Source organism: Desulfovibrio sp., from assembly GCA_016208105.1.
Classification (GTDB): Bacteria; Desulfobacterota; Desulfovibrionia; order Desulfovibrionales; family Desulfovibrionaceae; genus Fundidesulfovibrio.
This window is the reverse complement of sequence record JACQYS010000001.1, coordinates 73,729-91,361: the sequence shown is the minus strand read 5'-3', so window position 1 is coordinate 91,361 and position 17,633 is coordinate 73,729. Positions and strand designations below refer to the sequence as shown.

Genomic DNA, 17,633 nt, shown 5'->3' with positions numbered 1-17,633 from the left:
GGGTGGTTCACCTTGGCTTACGCCGCGAGATGGGCCGCGACTTTTTTGAAGGCCGTGATGATGTCGTCGATGTCCTGTTCGCTCAAACAGGAGGCCACGGTCAGCAGGCTCGAACGCGCGCACAGGTCGTCGCAGCGGGGGAGAGTGCCGCGCCCGTAACTGTACTCTGCGGCAAATGCGTTGGCCGGATGCGACCAGGGGAATCCCCCCGCCTGGAGGCTCGTTTTCCTGACCAGGCTCTGGTTGTTGAAATGCCAGTGCAGGCCCCACTCCTCCATGGGGAGAAACGCCAGCCCGCCTGGTTGGCCCTTGATGCCCTCGGCCTTCAGCACCGTGCTAAAGCGTTGGCAGTATTCGGCGCTCGGATGCATGGTGATGAGAAACGGCCCGGAGTCTCCTTCCGGATCGAGAATCCTCCGGAAGGCAAGGCCCGGCGTTCCTTCGAGCGCCCGGCGGATCTTCCATTTGGCGCTGCGCATGGCCCCCGTGATCCGGTCGAGCTTTTTTTCCTGGGCCAGGGCGAATGCACCGGTGATCTCGCTCATGCGGCTGCCTATTCCCCAGAGCTGGCAGGCTTCGTTCTTCACATCGAGCCTGCCGGAGGCGTCCCGGGCATAGCCCAGGTCGTGGACCGCAAAGGCACGGTTGTAGAGGCCCTCGTCGTCGCACACGATCATGCCGCCTTCGCCCGCGGTCATGTTCTTGTTGAGTTGAAAACTCATGATCGCGATATCACCGAAGGTACCCACGCGCTTGCCCTTCAAACTCGAGCCGTTGGCCTGGGCGCAGTCCTCCAGCAGGGCAATCCCGGCGCCCCGGGCGATTTCCGAGATCTGGTCTATATGCCCGGGGGCACCGGACATGTGTACGCACATGATCGCTTTGGACCGGGGCCCGATCTTTTTCTTCAGGTCATCCGGGCACATGCAGAAAGTGTCGTCGATGTCGACCAGCCTGGGGATAGCTCCCAGCCGGACCACTGCGCTTAAGCAGCTCACCCACATGTAGCCGGGCACGAGCACCTCGTCGCCAGGACCGACGCCGATTGCGGCCAGGGCTATATGGAGCGCGGCAGTGCCGCTGTTCACGCCCAAGGCATGGGCCCTCCCGTAGCGGGAACGAAAGGCGTCTTCCAGATGGTCGACCATGTGCCGCAAATCCGGACCATAGTAGCGGAAGGGACTCCTCGACTCGACCACTTGGCGCAGCATGTCGAGTTCTTCCTGCCCGATATAGTGCGAACCGGGCAGTTCCCAGGGCAACGGGAGCGTACGCACGGGCTTGCCACCTTCCAGAGCGAGTGGGCCAAAAGCGTTCTTGTCGTCCATGAGTTCCCCTCTTGGTTATTGTTTGCGGGTGGCGATGTCGATCCAGACCGCAATAAGCAGGATGAGTCCCTTGATGATGTATTGATAGGTGATATCCAGGTTCATGAGGCTCATGCCGTTGTCGAGGCTGGCCATGATAAGTGCGCCAATGACTGAGCCGATGATCGTGCCCGCTCCGCCCATGAGGCTCGTGCCGCCGATGACGCAGGCAGCGATGGCGTCGAGCTCCATGTTCACGCCTGCCGAAACCGTAGCGGCATTGATTCGCGCGGTCATGACCAGGCCCGCAAGGGCTACCAGGGCCCCGAAGAGCATGAACAGCGCCATGAGGTTGGAACGGATGTTTATTCCCGAGAGTCTGGCTGCTTCGGAATTGCCGCCGATAGCGTAGAGGCGCCTTCCAAACACTGTGTCGCGGGCGAGGAATCCGAGCGCGAAGACCAGCCCTATGAGCAGCAGCACGGCATAGGGGATTCCCTGGTTGAAGATAAGGATACCGAAAAAGGCGACCATGGCCGCGACAATGCTGAGAATTTTGAGTGCCGCTATTCCCGGGGGGGCGACCGAGAGGCCTTTTTTCGCCTTAAAAGCGCGAAGACGCAAAGACATTACCAGGAAGAGCACAATGAGCACGCCAGCGAGTATGGCGCTGGCGGCAGGAGGAAAATAATTTACTCCCACCGCCTTGAAGCTCTCGGAGAGGGGGCTCACCGTAGCCCCGCCTGTTATGCCCAGGATCGCCCCGCGAAAGACCATCATCGACGCAAGCGTCACGATAAACGATGGCACCCCCTTGCATGCCACCCAGAAGCCGTGCCAGGCGCCGATCAGCAAGCCTGCGGCAAGTGCCGCGAGCCAGGCGCCGGCGGTTGGCATCCCGTACTTCACCTGCAGCACTGCGGCTATCGCACCGGCGAAGCCCGCCACCGAGCCGACCGACAGATCGATGTTGCCGGTGACGATGATGAGCGTCATGCCCGAAGCGACGATGGCCGTGACCACTGTCTGGAGGAAGAGATTCGAAAGATTTCGCGGCGCGATGAAAATACCTTCAGTGGCAAGGCTGAAGATGATCCAGATCGCGGCGAGCGCGATAAACATGGTGTATTTCCGCAAATTGCCCTGAAGGCCCTGTACCGATGACGCTGCGCTGTGGTTCATGCCGTTATGCTCCCCTTCAAAGGTTCATTCCCACGGCACAGGCCATGATGTTTTCCTGTGTGGCCTCCTGGATGGGTACATCGCCGGTGAAGCGACCTTCGTGCATCACCAGGATGCGGTCGCAGATCCCAAGCAGCTCGGGCAGGTCCGAAGAGATGACCAGCACGCCGACACCTTTCGCGGCCAGCTCGTTGATGATGGTGTAGATTTCGTATTTCGCTCCAACGTCCACGCCCCGGGTTGGCTCGTCGAGAATGACGGCCGAGGGACCGGTCATCAGACATTTGGCCAAAACAACCTTTTGCTGGTTGCCGCCGCTTAAGTTGCCGACGATCTGCTCGATAGAAGGCGTCTTTATCGTGAGTTCCCGAACGTACTTTTCGGCCTGGCCGATCTCTTCATCAAAATCGATCAGGCCATGGTGGGATACTTTGTCCAGCGCTGAGAGCGTGGTGTTGGTGCGAACGTCGCTCGAAATAATAAGGCCGTAGCGTTTACGGTCTTCGGAGGCGAGGCAGATGCCTGCACTGATAGCGTCCTGGGGAGAAGTGATCTCAAGGCTGCGCCCCAGCAAAACAACTTTGCCGCGGAGTTTTTTCCCCCAGCAGTTGAAAAGGCTCATGACAAGCTCACTCCGGCCCGCGCCTACCAGACCGGCAAGCCCCAGCACTTCGCCCTGGTGCAAGGTGAAGCCCATATCGTGAAGGCTTCGTCCCGAGCCTTCGTCCACGACCTCCCAGTCTTCAAGCGTAAGGCACGGCTCGCCGATCGCAGGTTGCCTGCGAGGGTAGAGGTCCGTCATCTCCCGCCCGACCATCCTGGCGATGAGGCTGTCTTTGGTTAGTTCCTGCCTTTCATACGTACCTACGGTTTTCCCGTCTCGCAGCACCGTGGTTCGGTCGGCTATGGCCAATACCTCCTCCAGTCTGTGCGAAATGTAGATGCAGGTCACGCCTTCGTCCTTAAGTCCGGTCAATATGGCCAACAAACGTTGAGCCTCCGTATCGGACAGGGCTGCGGTGGGTTCGTCCAGAATCAGGATACGGGCGTTTTTCGTAAATGCCTTGGCGATCTCCACAAGCTGCTGTTCGCCCACGCCCAGGTGTTTGATCTCCCGATCAGGGGGAACGTCGAGCTCCACGCGACTGAGCGCGCTTTCCACCCTGGCAAGCGATTGGTCCCAATCGATCACGCCCAGCCGCGCAATCTCGTTGCCCAGGAGGATGTTCTCCATGACCGAGAGCATTTTGACCTGGGCAAGTTCCTGGTGAATGATGGCCACACCAGCCTTCTCTGCTTCCCTGATACCCGTGAAGTGGCAGGTATTTCCGTCGATGCGGACCTCCCCCTCATAGCTCCCGGCCGGGTAAACGCCGCTTAAGATCTTCATGAGCGTGGACTTGCCTGCGCCATTCTCGCCGACAAGGGCATGGATTTCTCCCCGGCGCACGCCAAAGGTCACGTTGTCGAGGGCGCGCACGCCGGGAAAGACCATGCCGATGTTTTCCATCTCCAGAATCATGTCGTCCATGGCCGCCTCGCTTAAGGGATTTGGGCGTTTTTGCCGTAGACGGCTTCGCGCGGCAGATAACCGCTTTGCACCAACACGCGGTCGATGTTGGTCTTATCGACCGCAATAGGCGTCATGAGAAAGGACGGGACTTTGATCCGGCCGTTATCCACCGACGAAGTGGCTCCGGGATCTTTGCCTGCTTCGAAATCCGCTGCTGCTTGAATTGCGGCTTTGGCGAGTTCGCGTGTGTCCTTGAAGACGGTCATGGCCTGGGTGCCTTCAATGATCCGCTTTGCCGCCGAGGCCTCTGCGTCCTGGCCGGTGACAGGGATCTTACCGGCCAACCCCTGTTGGGCGAGTGCCTGGATCGCACCGCCCGCGGTTCCGTCGTTGGGCGCGAGCACCGCGTCGATTCTATTTTTGTTGGCGGTGAGCGTGTCCTCAATGAGCTTCATGGCCTCTACGGGTTGCCAGTCCTTGACCGCCTGGTCCATGGCGATCTTCACGTCGCCCTTATCCACCAAAGGCTTCAAGACATTCAGAGCTCCCTGGTGGAAGAGCTTGGCGTTGTTGTCGGTCGGAGCGCCAGCCAGCACTGCATACACACCCTTGGGTACAAGGTTCGTGAGGTATGCGCCCTGGATTTCGCCAACCTTGACGTTGTCGAAGGAGATGTAGAGGTCAACATCGGAGTGACTGATGAGCCTGTCGTAGGAGATGACCTTGACGCCCACCCGGTGGGCCTTTTCCACAATGATCGAAGCAGCGGAGGCATCATGCGGGGCGAGGATCAGGACGTCGATGTTCTGGGCCAGCAGGTTCTCGCACTGGGCGAGCTGGCGGTTGGCGTCATTGTCGGAGATTTGGAGGAGCAGCTCTGCCGAATGGGCCTTGGCCTCGGCCTTGAGCACCTGAACGTCGCGCACCCAGCGTTCTTCGCGTTGCGTGGGGATGGAAACGCCGATGATGAGCTTGCCGTCGTTGTGTCTGTCGGGAGTACAGGCGGACAGGATGAGCGCCAGGAAGAGAAGAGCGAACTTGAACAAGGCGAGCGGGTTCATCGAGCCCCCAGGCAAATGAAAGTTCCTGTTCGCCGCGAGCAAGTCTTTCCCGGCGGGTTTTAAGACTGTTGTCTCTAGATACCACAACATCCAGGAAAGTAAAACAAATTCCACATACCCTGTGGTATTTGTCGCGCTAGAGGATCTCGCATCAGTGAACGCCGGGACTGTATTCAGCTCAAGAGACCACTGGTTTTTGGCTATAGAGATCCCTCCCACATCACTTTGCGTTCATCATGCATTGCCCTGAAATTAAAGAGAAAATATTAAGAACTTCCGCTCCTCCTGAAGTCCTCACCGAAGCAAGGTCATTAGGAGTGGATTCTAATCAGCCGCGATAACTAGAGTTGGTGCCCGAGGCCAAACTCGAACCGGAGCGGCCCTTTCGGATCAAGGGATTTTAAGTTGCTGAAATCGTTCAATCTTATCCAATACTTACCATAAACAATCAAGTATTATCAGGTGGTTGAGTGTTCATGAGTTTTCACGAAAAATCACGGTTTTTCAGTCCGAGTGGAGCAAATTTGGAGCAAAAAAACGCTTCAATCTGACCGTCCGCCATGGGCCGATTTACCGGATGAGACGCGCCCCCTGCAAAGCTTCCACTGGAGTTACCCCGATAAACCGGACACCCCGCAGTTGCTGACAAGCGGATGAACTCCCTGGGCGATAGCATCCGCATCCCCGAGACCTGCTTCCCGAAACCCCTCCTTACCTCCGGGCAGATGAGCCTGGCAAGCAAAGCTGCCGGATTTAATGCCATCTTCGCCGACCATTATTTCTCACTTTTTTCGAGCCCAGTTGCCGTGTTGTGAAACACTCAGGCAATTCGATACGATGCAACGAGTCCACATGGAGTTATATTGGGACATGGTGCTACGAGCTGAATAATATTGGACCACGTTGATCCATGCTGAATTATACTAGCACATGTTGGATCGGAAATTATTTCCGCGACTTGACAAAATTAAACGACGTGCGTTTATGCCTCCTCATTCATTCGCTTCACAACAAATGAGGAGTATCCATGGTCACCCAACGTTTTTACAACATCGAAGAGCTGTCCACCATCCTGGGGAAAAGCATCGCAGCGGTCCATGGGCATCTCGCCCGAAAGCAGTATGACGCTGTTCCTCCTCCCATGAAGTTGGGACGCCGCTTGGCTTGGCTGGTGGAAGCCGTTGATGCGTGGATCGATGCCAAGGCCGCCCAGGCCGACATCAAGGCGAACGCCGAAAGAGGTCACTCTGTGCCCCCTGTCAGGCGTCGCGGCAGGCCGACAAAAACGGAACAGAGGGCCAGGGGTGGGAGATGAGCGGCAGGCCCGCTGTGCGCTCGCTTCCTTGTTCGCGTCAGGAAACACCCCCGGATGAATCGGTCGGCCTCAACCTCAAGGAATGGCCCCGGTTTTCGTTTGACGCCTGCCCGGGCATTCTGGGCGAATTCGTGCGACTGGCGACACGGGACAGCGAAGCTGATCCGGCGGCGGTGTGCATCACCACGTTGGTGCGCTTCGGCGCGGAAATCTACGGCCACACGACCAACCAAGGCCCACACATCTATGTAGGCGAGACCATCCACCCCCCGCGACTCTTCGCCGTGATCTGCGGGAATTCCAGCAAAGCACGCAAGGGAACCTCACGCCATCCGGTCACCAAACTGTTTGGGCGGGAGCACTGCCAGCCTGCCGACCTGAAAACATGGGGAGTGCCTTCCCCCGCCCGGGAGAGCGGCGGCCCGCTTTCCACAGGCGAAGGGTTGGCCAACCATGTGCGCGACGAAAGCGATGATGAACGCGACCGGCGACAGCGTCAGAACCCAACCGAGCCCATCCGGGAGGCTGGCGACAAGCGGCTCGTCATCATGGACGAGGAGTTTGCCAGCGGCCTGGCCTGCACCAAGCGCGAGGGCAACACGCTGTCCATGGGCATCCGTTGCTTCTGGGATTCCGGCGACTATGCGCCGCTTACCAAGAACAACCCCGTGGTGGTGCGGGGAGCGCACATCAGCATTATCACCCACATCACCATGCAGGAACTTGCCGTGTGCCTGGGCGAGGTGCAGGCCGTGAACGGCTTCGGCAACCGGTTCCTCTGGATATGCGCCCGGCGTTCCAAGTTGGTGGCTTTGCCGTCCCGGATGCCGGACCAGGAGCTTGCACCCTTGCAGCGCGAACTCTGGCGTCTGGTGGGCCTGGCTCAGAAATGCGGCACCATGACCATGACCGGCAAGGCCCTTGAGCTTTGGGAAATGATGTACCCGGAACTCTCCCAGGAACACATGGGGCTGGCCGGGAGCATCATCAACCGCGCCGAGGCTCAAACGCTCCGTCTGGCGCTCGTCTACGCCCTGTTGGACGGCCAGGGACAAGTGGCGGACGCTCATCTCCGCGCAGCCCTCGCCATGTGGCGCTACGCCCAGGAATCCGCCCTGTACATCTTCGGGGAACGAGCAATCGATCCGCTGGAGGAGAAGGTCCTGGAGGCCCTGAAGGGCGGTCCCCTCTCGGCGACCGAACTCAGCGCGGTCTTGAGCAGGCATGTGTCCCGCGAACGTCTCCAGCCGCTTCTGCAACAACTGGAGGCCCAACAGCGCATCAGCGTCACGAAACAGAAGAACGGAGGCCGTCCACGGATCATCATCACGCTACGCGAATTAAGCGAAAAAAGCGAAGAAAGCGATCAAAGCGGTAGCGGCGCATGAGACTTATTTCGCTTTTTTCGCTTGTTTCGCCCGGGTGGAGTTGTCCAAGCGTGCCCGGGCTCATCGGCGGTATCGCGGAGAGCCAGCCTACCCGTTGTGGGCACACGCTGGCGCGGTGCCCCCTGCCGGGGCTGGCGAGGGCGTGCCGCCCTTCGAACCCTGCCAGAGGCGAAAGGCCGGAATGCAGTTGACGCCATGAAAGAGAGAACAGAGAGCCGCACGGCCTGGATCAAGCTGCGCGTCGCCCCCACGGAGAAGGATACGATCACGGCCAAGGCGAAAGCCCAAGGGCAGACCGTGACGGACTTCATCCGCCAGCGCGCCATGGACTACCGCCTTCGCCAGACGCCGCTGGAGAAAGAGCACATTCGCCAGCTTGCCCGGATCGGGGCCAACCTGAATCAGCTGGCCCGGTGGGTCAATACGTACAAAAGCCGGGCAGAGGCACTCCGGGTGCTGGCCGCCCTCCTCAGCATCGAGAGGGCGCTCAAGTGCTACTCGGGCGCGGAAGGCAATGGTCGGCAAGCCTCTTCTCTCCCTTTGGAGTAAAACCCTCTTCGGAGACGCCATGTACATGAAAGTCTTCCCGCACGGCCAAGGTGGGGGCGATGGGCCGACGCACTATCTTGTGCGCTCGGACTACCCGGACCGGGACAAGCATCCGCCCGAGGTGCTGCGCGGCAATCCGGAGCTGACGCGGGCGCTGATCGATTCCCTGGACACCAAGTGGAAGTTCACGGCGGGGGTGTTGTCCTGGCATCCGGACGAACGCGTGACGCCCGAGCAGGAAAAGCGCGTCATGGACGACTTCGAGGCCGTGGCCTTCGCCGAACTGGAGCCGGACCAGCGGAACGTGCTCTGGGTGCGGCATAGCCATGCGCGTCACCATGAGCTGCACTTCGTCATCCCGCGCGTGGAGCTGTCGAGCGGCAAGGCATTCAACCCCTGCCCACCTGGTTGGCAGAAACACTTCGATGTGTTCCGCGATCTGCACAATCATCGTGAAGGCTGGGCCAGGCCGGACGATCCAGCTCGAGCCCGCCTTCGCACGCCAGAACACGCGGACTTGAGCAAGGCTCGCCTGATCCGCTGGGGCAAAACGCCCGGCAAGGACCCACGCGCCGAAGCCAAGGACGCTGTCCACGCTTACCTGGTCATGAAGATCGAGGAGGGACAGGTCGCGAATCGGGCTGACGTCCTCACGATCTTGAAAGAAGCGGACCTGGAAATCAGCAGGGCTGGCAAGGAATACATCACCGTCAAAGACCCCGCGAGCGGCGAGAAGCTCCGGCTCAAGGGAGGAATATATGCCGAACACTGGCAACTCGCTGACATCCCTGGCGGAGCGCTTGAGGGCCAAGGCCGAGCAGGATCGACAGGAACTCGAAGCCCTGACCCGGCAACAGTTCGACGCCTTGAGCGAGAACTTGCGGCAATCATCGACCGACGCGCTCAGTACAACCGAAGCCGCTATCCAGGACGCGCTTGGACGATTGGAGGCGAGCATAGCCTCGGGCTGCCAGACCCTAAGCTTGGCCTTCGGCAGGAAGTGGCTGCAAGCCCTGCTCTTGGGCTTGGCCCTTCTGATGGGCGTCGCCTCTGGCGGATGGGGTCTGCTGAACATGCTCCAGAGCAAGGCGACGGCCTTGCAGAGCGAGATTCAGGACTTGCGGGAAGACAAGGCAGGCCTGGAGGCGACCGTCGCACACCTGAACGATCGAACCTGGGGCTTGAAGCTCCTGGAGAATCAGGACGGGCGGTTCATCGTTCTGCCGCCGAAGACGACGCCCAAAACAGGGTGGACCATGGGCAAACAACAAGCTGTGAAACTGGAGTAAGTCATGACCGAAATCGAACGTCTGCTGTCGGACACGTTGGCCGCGATGGAGCAGGAATTACGTCAGACACAGGAACGGCAGGAAAAGATCCTTACCGGTCAACAGCAGGCTCTGGCAATCCACGCGAACACCTTGCACCAGCTCCAGCAGCAGGTCGCCCGCTTGAGCGCTCAACAACAGAAATCAGCGCAGCACTTGCAGCATTTGAGCACTATACACGCGAATTTGGAGCCCTTGTTGACGCGCTTGAGCGTCATCTTGAGCGTAAAGTAGAGAGGTGGAGGGAGGGCTCTGGTCAATATTCCCGTTCAAGGTGACTGGATAGACGGTAAAACGACCAACATTTATATCAGGAAATTCATCACCGGAACTTTGATGATCACAAACACTCGACTACAGGACGACAATTCCCTTCGAGACGGGACATCACATCCGCGATAAACACTTGGCTGACGTGTTGTGAACCGATGGAATACAGCACCACGCCAGACACCTGAACAGGTTCCAACCTTATTGACGTTTGCATACGGCACACCCGACCTGCTAAGCTCCCCCCCTGCCAACCGGGAAACCCGTACCATCTGGAGGTATGTTCATGGCCGTCCGCATCAATGATGTCGTCACTTGGGTCGGCAAGACTGACTGGGAACTTAGAAAGTTTCACGGTGAAGAGTACAGCACGCATCGCGGCTCCTCATACAACTCATATTTGCTTCGGGGAGAAAAGACCGTACTCGTGGACACCGTTTGGGGACCCTACGCCGGGGAGTTCGTTGATGCCTTGTCCCGCACCGTTGACTTGAATTCCATAGACTATGTTGTGGTCAACCACGCCGAGCCTGACCACAGCGGTGCCCTGCCAGAGTTGATGCGGCGCATCCCTGGTGTACCCGTGTACTGCACGTCCAACGGCGTCAAGTCCATGACCGGCATGTACCACGCCGACTGGAACTTCCATCCGGTCAAGACCGGCGCCACCCTTAACGTGGGACCGGGCATGGACCTCGTATTTGTTGAGGCCCCCATGCTCCATTGGCCCGACACCATGATGTGCTACCTTACCGGCCAGGCCATCCTGTTCAGCAACGACGCATTCGGTCAACACCTCGCCAGCGAAGGACTCTACAATGACACCGTGGATCAGTGCGAACTGTTTCAGGAAGCTTTGAAATACTACGCCAACATCCTGACTCCATTCAGCAAGCTGGTGACAAAGAAGATCCAGGAATTCCTGGCCCTGAACCTTCCCCTGAGCATGATCTGTCCCAGCCATGGCGTTATCTGGCGCCAAGAACCCACCCGCATTGTGGAGTCCTATCTGAAATGGGCAGCAGACTACCAGGAGGAACAGGTAACCATCCTCTACGACACCATGTGGAACGCCACTCGCTCTATGGCCGAAGCGATAGCGCGAGGCATCCACTCCGTTTCGCCAGGACTGACCGTGAAGTGTATCAACATCGGGAAAACCGACAAGAACGACGCCATCACAGAAGTCTTTAAATCAAAAGCTGTACTGGTGGGTTCATCCACCATCAACCGCGGCATCCTGAGTTCGGTTGCGGCCATCCTGGAGGAGATGCGCGGGTTGTCCTTCAAGAACAAGCGCGCGGCTGCCTTCGGCTCGTACGGCTGGAGTGGGGAGTCCGTGAAGATGATCGAAAAGGGCCTGGAAGAATGTGGCATCCCTTTGATAGGCCCAGGACTGAAAAAGCTCTGGCAACCCGCAGGAGAAGATTTGGCGCAGTGCGAGGAGTTCGGGACAACAATCGGCAAGGCACTGGCGTAAAGCCAACCCGCCGAACAAAATGACGAGGGGGCCATCCGGCCCCCTCTTGGGTTCACTCTTTCGGACAATTCTAGATTGTTACCGGCTTTGTCTTCTTCATCTCCATATACGTCAATACCGCCGCCACGGCCATCGGCGCAGCGCCGAAGGCGATGAACACCACGTCGCCGGGCATCCTTGCCCACTCAATCAGTCGGACCATGTCCCGATTCAGGTAGTCCAGACCGCGTGCGTGCCAGTAGCCGTTCTGCAGCACGTCGTAGAGCTGCATCACCCCGCCAGGAAAGAGACTTCCAGCCAGCATCAACGCAAGGCCGACATTCAGCCCCCAGAAGGATATTTTCACGAACTTCTCCGGCTTTTTCCACTGCTCGTCATCAAGTACCTGTCGGAACGCCAGCACCATGAGCGCCATTGCCTCCATGCCGAACACGCCCATCAGCGCCGCGTGACCATGGTTTGGCGTCAGGATCGTGCCCACCTCGAAATAGCTCACGATAGGCAAGTTAATGAGGAACCCGAAAATACCCGCACCAACAAAGTTCCAGAATCCCACGGCCATCAGGAAGAAAAAAGCCCAGCGATGAGGGATGTTCACTCTCTTGCCGCATACGGCGCACTCGGATTGAGTGAGCTTCACGAAATCCCAGGCGTCCAGTGTCAGAAGCGTCAGAGGTACCACTTCCATGGCTGAAAATAGAGCAGAAAGAGCCATGTTCAAGTTGGTCTGTCCGGTAAAGTACCAATGGTGGCCAGTGCCCACGATGCCGCTGCCAAGGAACAAAATGGCGTCCAGGTAAATGACCCGTGTAGCCGTGAGCCGCGACACCAGCCCCATGCGGAAGAAGATCACGGACACCATTACCGTGACGAAGAGCTCGAAGAACCCCTCCACCCACAGATGGATGATCCAGAAGCGCCAGTTGTCGGCCACGGTGAAGTTGGTGGTGCTGCCGAAGAAAAAGGCAGGAAGGTAGAATACGGGTATGGCCAAGGCCGCCAGAAGAAAAAGCGAGGTGACCTCACGGCGATCCGGGTCCTTGAGGGCTGGCCCCACGGAGCGTAACAGCATGACCACCCACCCAATAAGACCAATGGCCAGAAGCACCTGCCAGAAACGCCCTAGTTCCAGGTATTCCCAGCCCTGGTGACCCAGCCAGAACCAAAGCGAGCCAAGCATCTGATTTATGCCCAGTATCTCGCCAAGGAAGCTCCCCGCGACAACTATCACCAGCGCCCAAAAGAGAGCGTGGATACCCATGGTCTGCCCCTTGGGCTCGGCCTCACCAAGAGCTTGAGCCAGCAATAGTCCGCCAGCCACGAAGGCCGTGGCTATCCAGAAGATAGCCGACTGCAAGTGCCAAGTGCGGAGGATCGTACTGGGGAAGTATTCCGCCAGGTCGAACCCGTAAAAGCTGCCGGGATCAGCCCGGAAGTGGGCTGTAGCACCGCCCAGCATCACCTGAACCAGGAAAAGCAAGGCGACCACCACGAAATATTTGATGGTGGCCCGCTGGGTGGGGCTAGCCACCCCCGGGAGCATATGCGGATGTACGTGTTCGCCTGTGCCCTTCCACCCGAGATAGTCGAACTTACCGAAGACAAAAAGCACGCTGGCTATTCCCGCCAGAAGCGTGATTAGGGAGAGCCCGCTCCAAAGCACGGCGGCGCTGGTGGGCTTGTTGCCGAGCATGGGCTCGTAAGGAAAGTTGTTAGTGTAGGAATAGCCCTCACCTGGACGATTGGCGACACTCACCCAGGCGGTCCAGGCGAAGAAGGCGGTCAGGATTCGCAGTTCTTCAGAATCGCTGATGTATTTCTTGCGTAAGCCTCCATTGGCCACAGTGTCCGTGAAGTACTTGCCCCACTGTCCGATTTGATCGCGGTATGAGGCCGCTTCTGCGTCAGAAAAGAGCAGGACATCCTTTTGGGGGTCGTACCGATTCTGCTTGAGCAACGCGGTGGACTCGGCCGATACCACATCCTTCTCGTCGGGGCTTAGGGTATCAAAATCGCGCTGAAACAACTTCTTTGCCTGTAGCCGATTTGCCTCAAGCCCCAGAGTGTGCAGGTATTGCGCCGAGTAGTCCGGCCCAAGATAGGCCCCGTGCCCCCAGACCGTACCGTTCTCCATAAGGGCGTACTTGAGGAACACCTCCTGACCGGCGGTTATGTCCTGACCAGTAAATACTATCTGGCCCGAAGGATCGAGCACTTTGCCCGGAATAGGAGGCGCATTGTCATAGGATTTAACTGCAATAAAGATCTGGATGGTAAACCCGATCAGCAGCGTCAGAATGACGCCCTGTTTCCACCACGGGGATAGGGCCTCTCGAATCTGTGACGTCGTTTGCATGCCAGACCTCCAAGGACTACAATATTGTAGATATACGCCCCATATTGGAGCAAACGAAGGTAAAGTCAACGACGTGAGGACGAAAAATCGGGGAAATATGAGCTGGGCAGGCTGATTTGAACGTCTTCAATTAAAAATCAAAGTTAATTCACCTAGTCACTCGGTCAAGTGAACTTCGATTCATAGCACTTTATCAAGGCGCTTGCGTCTAACTATATCCGCTCTTGATTAACAGGACACCTCCAGTTTTTCTTTAAGCGACTTATCAGCCCCTGCGACAAAAACAACAAAGCCCCAAGATAAAACGCACAAAACATATCAATCCATATCGCACTGAATGTACCGCGCTAATTCGTACCACCCGCAAACGTTACAAGCCTCTCAAAATCAACAACGGTAATTTTTCTGTGCTTCATGATGATCACATTTTGACTTACTAGTTTTGACAATGCCCTTGATAGCGCTTCGCGCGATATACCCAGCAACCCAGAAATGTTGCATTTTGTTATCCCCAAATCAAATACATCCGCCTTATTTTCTTCAGCCAAGTGCAATAAATACAATGAAACACGAGACAACACGCTAAACAATGACAACTGCCCAATCGACACAGTCATCTGCACTATGCCCCGAGACAATGAATCCAGCAAATTCAACGCAAATCTCGTATCTCGCATAATTAAATTCATCATGGCTTCTTTTTCCACATACCACAGCCTACTATTCTGGATAGCCATGGCGCTAACAGGCAACACACCAGTGTGAAATACTGACGCCTCAAACACCGGAGTCCCATAATCAACAATATCTAGAATCTGCTCTCGACCAGTTTCTGATACTTTGTATAATTTTATTTGTCCGTTCAATAAAACGTAAAGCCCCTTTGGCTCAGACCCCTCTTGAAAAACAACCCTACCCCTGGCAACATCAAGTACCACTGAATTATTCACAAGAATCTCCAACATTGATAAACTCAACGAAGAAAACAATGGTGTTTTCTGGAGAATTTCTAATACATTGCCAGGACACATCTTTAGAACATAACATCAAATTACACTCAAAATCAAGAAAAACTCATTCTCCCCAACCCCCTGAGACTATTTGTTAACAATATCATCCTGAAAGACCCATTGGGCAAACGCCTAGCCCAAAGAGCCCAATCCATACATCACATCTCCCCAACCAGCAGCAATGCCAAAAACACAGAGCGAGCTTGGCTACCCCCGCTTTAAACCAGCCAGCCTGTCAGCCAACCGTGCCGTCCTCAGGTGCGTATACCGCGCCAGCATTTGAAGCGTCTTATGCCCGGTGATAGCTTTGATCTCCATGACGTCCAGGTCAGTATGCTCGAAGAAACGGCTGGTGGCCTCGTGGCGCAGATCGTGGAAGCGAAGATCATCGAGTTTCGCTTTTCGGCACGCGAGCCTCATTGCGGTCGTGATCTGTTGCTCAGTAAGTCCAAACACCGATTTCTGATCGATGCTTCGCGGCTGCTCGCGCAGGATGGAAAGTGCCGTGGGGCCAAGCGGAACCGTACGGGGTTCGTTATTTTTCGTCTCCGGCAAGACCACATGGCGACCTCCCAGGCTGACGTATTTCCATTCCAGCACTGCGATCTCTTTCCGGCGCATGGCGGTTTGCAGCGCGAACTGGATGACCGGCCTGAATCGTGGAGACGCAGCCTCCAGCAAACGATCCTCTTCGCCGTCTTCAAGGCGTCGGTCGCGGCCCTTGCCAGGCTTGGGCTTAGCGGCCAGAGACACGGGGTTTTGCAGGCTTTCCATGCCCCAGTCCGATCGGGCGTAGTTGAAGAGTTTGGAGAGCACTGCGAAATCAAGGCGGATAGTGTTGCCGCTCACGCCCTCGGCTTCCCGCTCCCGTCGGAAGTCGGCAATGTCCTTGGCCCGGATGGTGGCCATAATCCGGTGGGCGAGGGGCCGCCGTTGGATAAATCGGGCGCGGTCAATCTCCCGTTTGGGGTTTTTCAGACGCGGGACGTACTCCTCAATGTAGCGGTCGAGGCACTCACTCAACGTGTATTGCTCGGCCTCCTTGGCGGACACGAAGAGGCTTCTGTTCATGTTGGTCTCGACGTCCTTGGCCCAGGCTTCAGCCTCTGCCTTGGTGTCGAAGGTCTTGCAGGTGGTGGGGTAGCCCCTTTTGCGGATTCTGGCCTCCCACTGGAAGGGGCCGCGCTTGCGTAATGTCGCCATTTTCGCTCCCGTTTTGCTCCACTCTTCTCGGAAGCAGGTGGAGCAAAATTGGAGCAAAAAGTCAAACAGGCCGATTTTCCGTCTCGGAAAAACGGCCTGTCTTGCATCTAACCCATTGAAATCATGGTGCCCGAGGCCGGGCTCGAACCGGCACGACCCTTTCGGATCAAGGGATTTTAAGTCCCTGGCGTCTACCAATTCCGCCACTCGGGCACGAGGGGGGACAGCACTTCTAGCCTTGGCTCGAAAGCGCGTCAATCGTTGGGAACCGTCTTGTTCTGGGCACTCCCCTCGCACACGCCCCCGGAATCGGGCCTTGGCGATCTAGGCTCTTGGCCCTTCGGCCCGGTGCTGCTATGAACCCGCCATGCACAATGATCGCAACCGCCTAGTGGTGCTGGGCCTGGATGGCCTGCCCTTCAGTTTGGCCCAGAGTCTTTGCAAGGCCGGCAAGCTGCCCAATCTGGCTCATATTGCACTCTCCCCCAACGCACTTCCCATACGGGCCGAGCTGCCCGAGCTTTCCCCAGTGAACTGGGCCTCGCTCATCACCGGAAAGAACCCCGGCGGGCACGGCGTGTTCGGGTTCTCGCGCATAGACCCGGCCACGTACGCTCTCTCGCTGACAGACTCTTCGGCCATACAGGCCCCCACCATCTTCGAGCGCATGGGCGAGAAGAATCTCACATCCAAGGTGATCAATCTGCCCGGCGCCTATCCGGCCAAGCCCATTCCCGGCATGCTGGTGGCCGGTTTCGTGGCCCACGATCTGGCACGTGCCGTCCACCCCCCGTTTCTGGCCTCGATCCTGTCCGGGGAGGGCTACGTGCTCGAAGCCGACACCACGCGCGGCGCCGCAGACCCGGACTACATGCTCTCCCAGGTGCGCGCCACATTGCGCTCCCGGGCCAAGGCACTGGAAATCTTCTGGCCGGACCTCGCCTGGGACCTGTTCATGCTGGTCCTTACCGAGACCGACCGCATCTTCCACTTCTTCTATCCGGCCGTGGCCAACCCGCACCATGCCCTGCATGACGCCTTTATGGAATTCTTGGCCGAGTGGGACCGCCTGATCGGCCAGGTGCTGGACCGCTACGAGTCCTTGCCCGGCCCCAAGCGCCTCATCGTGCTGGCCGACCACGGGTTCGCCGAGTGCAAGACCGAAGTGGACCTGAACGTCTGGCTCATGAAGCAGGGCATTTTGAAGCTCAAGGATCTCGGGTCGAATGAATTCGACAGCCAAGCCATTGCCCCCCACGAGTCGGCGGCCTTCGCCCTGGACCCGGGGCGAATCTATATAAACGTCAAGGAACGCTTCGCGCGCGGCGTTTTCCACCAATACATCGCCGACAAGCTCCGGGGCGAACTCAAGGCCGCCCTTCTGGAGCTTTCCCATGAAGGGAAGCCTCTGATGGCCGCGGTACACGAGCCGCAAGAGATCTATTCCGGCCCCTTCACCAGCAAGGCCCCTGACCTTATCTGCGAACCGCGTCCCGGCATCTCGCTCACCGGAAAGTTCAACCGCCTGGAGATGTGCGGACTTCACGGACGCTTCGGCTGCCACAATCCTGGCGACGCCATCTTCTACGACTCCGCCGGTTCGAAACCGGACCGTATAAGCGCTGCCGGGCGGGAACTGTTCGCCCATTTCGGCCTCACGGCATAGGTTTA

At 57.7% G+C, this 17,633-nt stretch carries 12 protein-coding genes, 1 tRNA gene and 2 pseudogenes; 7 read left to right on the top strand and 8 right to left on the bottom strand.

What is annotated here, in order from left to right; translation table 11 throughout:
* Positions 1-17: 17 nt before the first annotated feature.
* From HY795_00445 to HY795_00430, 4 genes are read right to left on the bottom strand one after another with little or no spacing between them, the layout of a single operon-like run.
* Entirely contained in the window at positions 18-1,328 is a 1,311-nt protein-coding gene (locus HY795_00445) for a DegT/DnrJ/EryC1/StrS family aminotransferase (GenBank protein ID MBI4803684.1), read from the bottom strand.
* A gap of 15 nt (positions 1,329-1,343) precedes the next feature.
* Complete coding sequence (locus HY795_00440; protein MBI4803683.1) at positions 1,344-2,489, bottom strand: sugar ABC transporter permease; 1,146 nt, start codon at positions 2,487-2,489, stop codon at positions 1,344-1,346.
* A gap of 16 nt (positions 2,490-2,505) precedes the next feature.
* Entirely contained in the window at positions 2,506-4,020 is a 1,515-nt protein-coding gene (locus tag HY795_00435) for an ATP-binding cassette domain-containing protein (protein MBI4803682.1), read from the bottom strand.
* An 11-nt stretch (positions 4,021-4,031) separates the two neighbouring features.
* Complete coding sequence (locus tag HY795_00430) at positions 4,032-5,063, bottom strand: substrate-binding domain-containing protein (GenBank protein MBI4803681.1); 1,032 nt, start codon at positions 5,061-5,063, stop codon at positions 4,032-4,034.
* A gap of 1,027 nt (positions 5,064-6,090) precedes the next feature.
* Here HY795_00430 and HY795_00425 point away from each other — a divergent pair.
* The 6 genes and pseudogenes from HY795_00425 (at position 6,091) to HY795_00400 (ending at position 11,393) form a co-directional block, all read left to right on the top strand.
* On the top strand, positions 6,091-6,378 hold the full coding sequence (locus tag HY795_00425; protein ID MBI4803680.1) for a transcriptional regulator: 288 nt from the start codon (positions 6,091-6,093) through the stop codon (positions 6,376-6,378).
* A complete protein-coding gene (locus tag HY795_00420; protein ID MBI4803679.1) occupies positions 6,375-7,766 on the top strand; it encodes a DUF3987 domain-containing protein in 1,392 nt (463 codons plus the stop codon). Before HY795_00425 ends, HY795_00420 begins: the two co-directional genes overlap by 4 nt.
* A 195-nt stretch (positions 7,767-7,961) precedes the next feature.
* Positions 7,962-8,344, top strand: a pseudogene (mobC, locus tag HY795_00415) (plasmid mobilization relaxosome protein MobC).
* A pseudogene (locus tag HY795_00410) lies at positions 8,335-9,246 on the top strand (relaxase/mobilization nuclease domain-containing protein). The pseudogenes mobC and HY795_00410 overlap by 10 nt, the downstream one beginning before the upstream one ends.
* A 361-nt stretch (positions 9,247-9,607) precedes the next feature.
* Positions 9,608-9,877, top strand: coding sequence for a hypothetical protein (locus HY795_00405; GenBank protein MBI4803678.1), 270 nt, complete (start codon positions 9,608-9,610; stop codon positions 9,875-9,877).
* 322 nt (positions 9,878-10,199) lie between these two features.
* On the top strand, positions 10,200-11,393 hold the full coding sequence (locus tag HY795_00400) for an anaerobic nitric oxide reductase flavorubredoxin (protein ID MBI4803677.1): 1,194 nt from the start codon (positions 10,200-10,202) through the stop codon (positions 11,391-11,393).
* A 70-nt stretch (positions 11,394-11,463) separates the two neighbouring features.
* Here the strand turns inward: HY795_00400 and HY795_00395 are convergent, their stop codons facing one another.
* The 4 genes from HY795_00395 to HY795_00380 form a co-directional block, all read right to left on the bottom strand.
* Positions 11,464-13,749, bottom strand: a complete 2,286-nt coding sequence (locus tag HY795_00395) for a nitric-oxide reductase large subunit (protein ID MBI4803676.1) — start codon at positions 13,747-13,749, stop codon at positions 11,464-11,466.
* A gap of 347 nt (positions 13,750-14,096) precedes the next feature.
* Positions 14,097-14,699 (bottom strand): Crp/Fnr family transcriptional regulator, encoded by a 603-nt coding sequence (locus HY795_00390; protein ID MBI4803675.1) that lies wholly within the window; start codon positions 14,697-14,699, stop codon positions 14,097-14,099.
* Positions 14,700-14,966: 267 nt separating this feature from the next.
* Entirely contained in the window at positions 14,967-15,962 is a 996-nt protein-coding gene (locus tag HY795_00385) for a site-specific integrase (protein ID MBI4803674.1), read from the bottom strand.
* Positions 15,963-16,086: 124 nt separating this feature from the next.
* Positions 16,087-16,175, bottom strand: a tRNA-Leu gene (locus HY795_00380).
* A gap of 154 nt (positions 16,176-16,329) precedes the next feature.
* Here HY795_00380 and HY795_00375 point away from each other — a divergent pair.
* Positions 16,330-17,628, top strand: a complete 1,299-nt coding sequence (locus tag HY795_00375) for an alkaline phosphatase family protein (protein MBI4803673.1) — start codon at positions 16,330-16,332, stop codon at positions 17,626-17,628.
* The last annotated feature ends 5 nt before the right edge of the window (positions 17,629-17,633 follow it).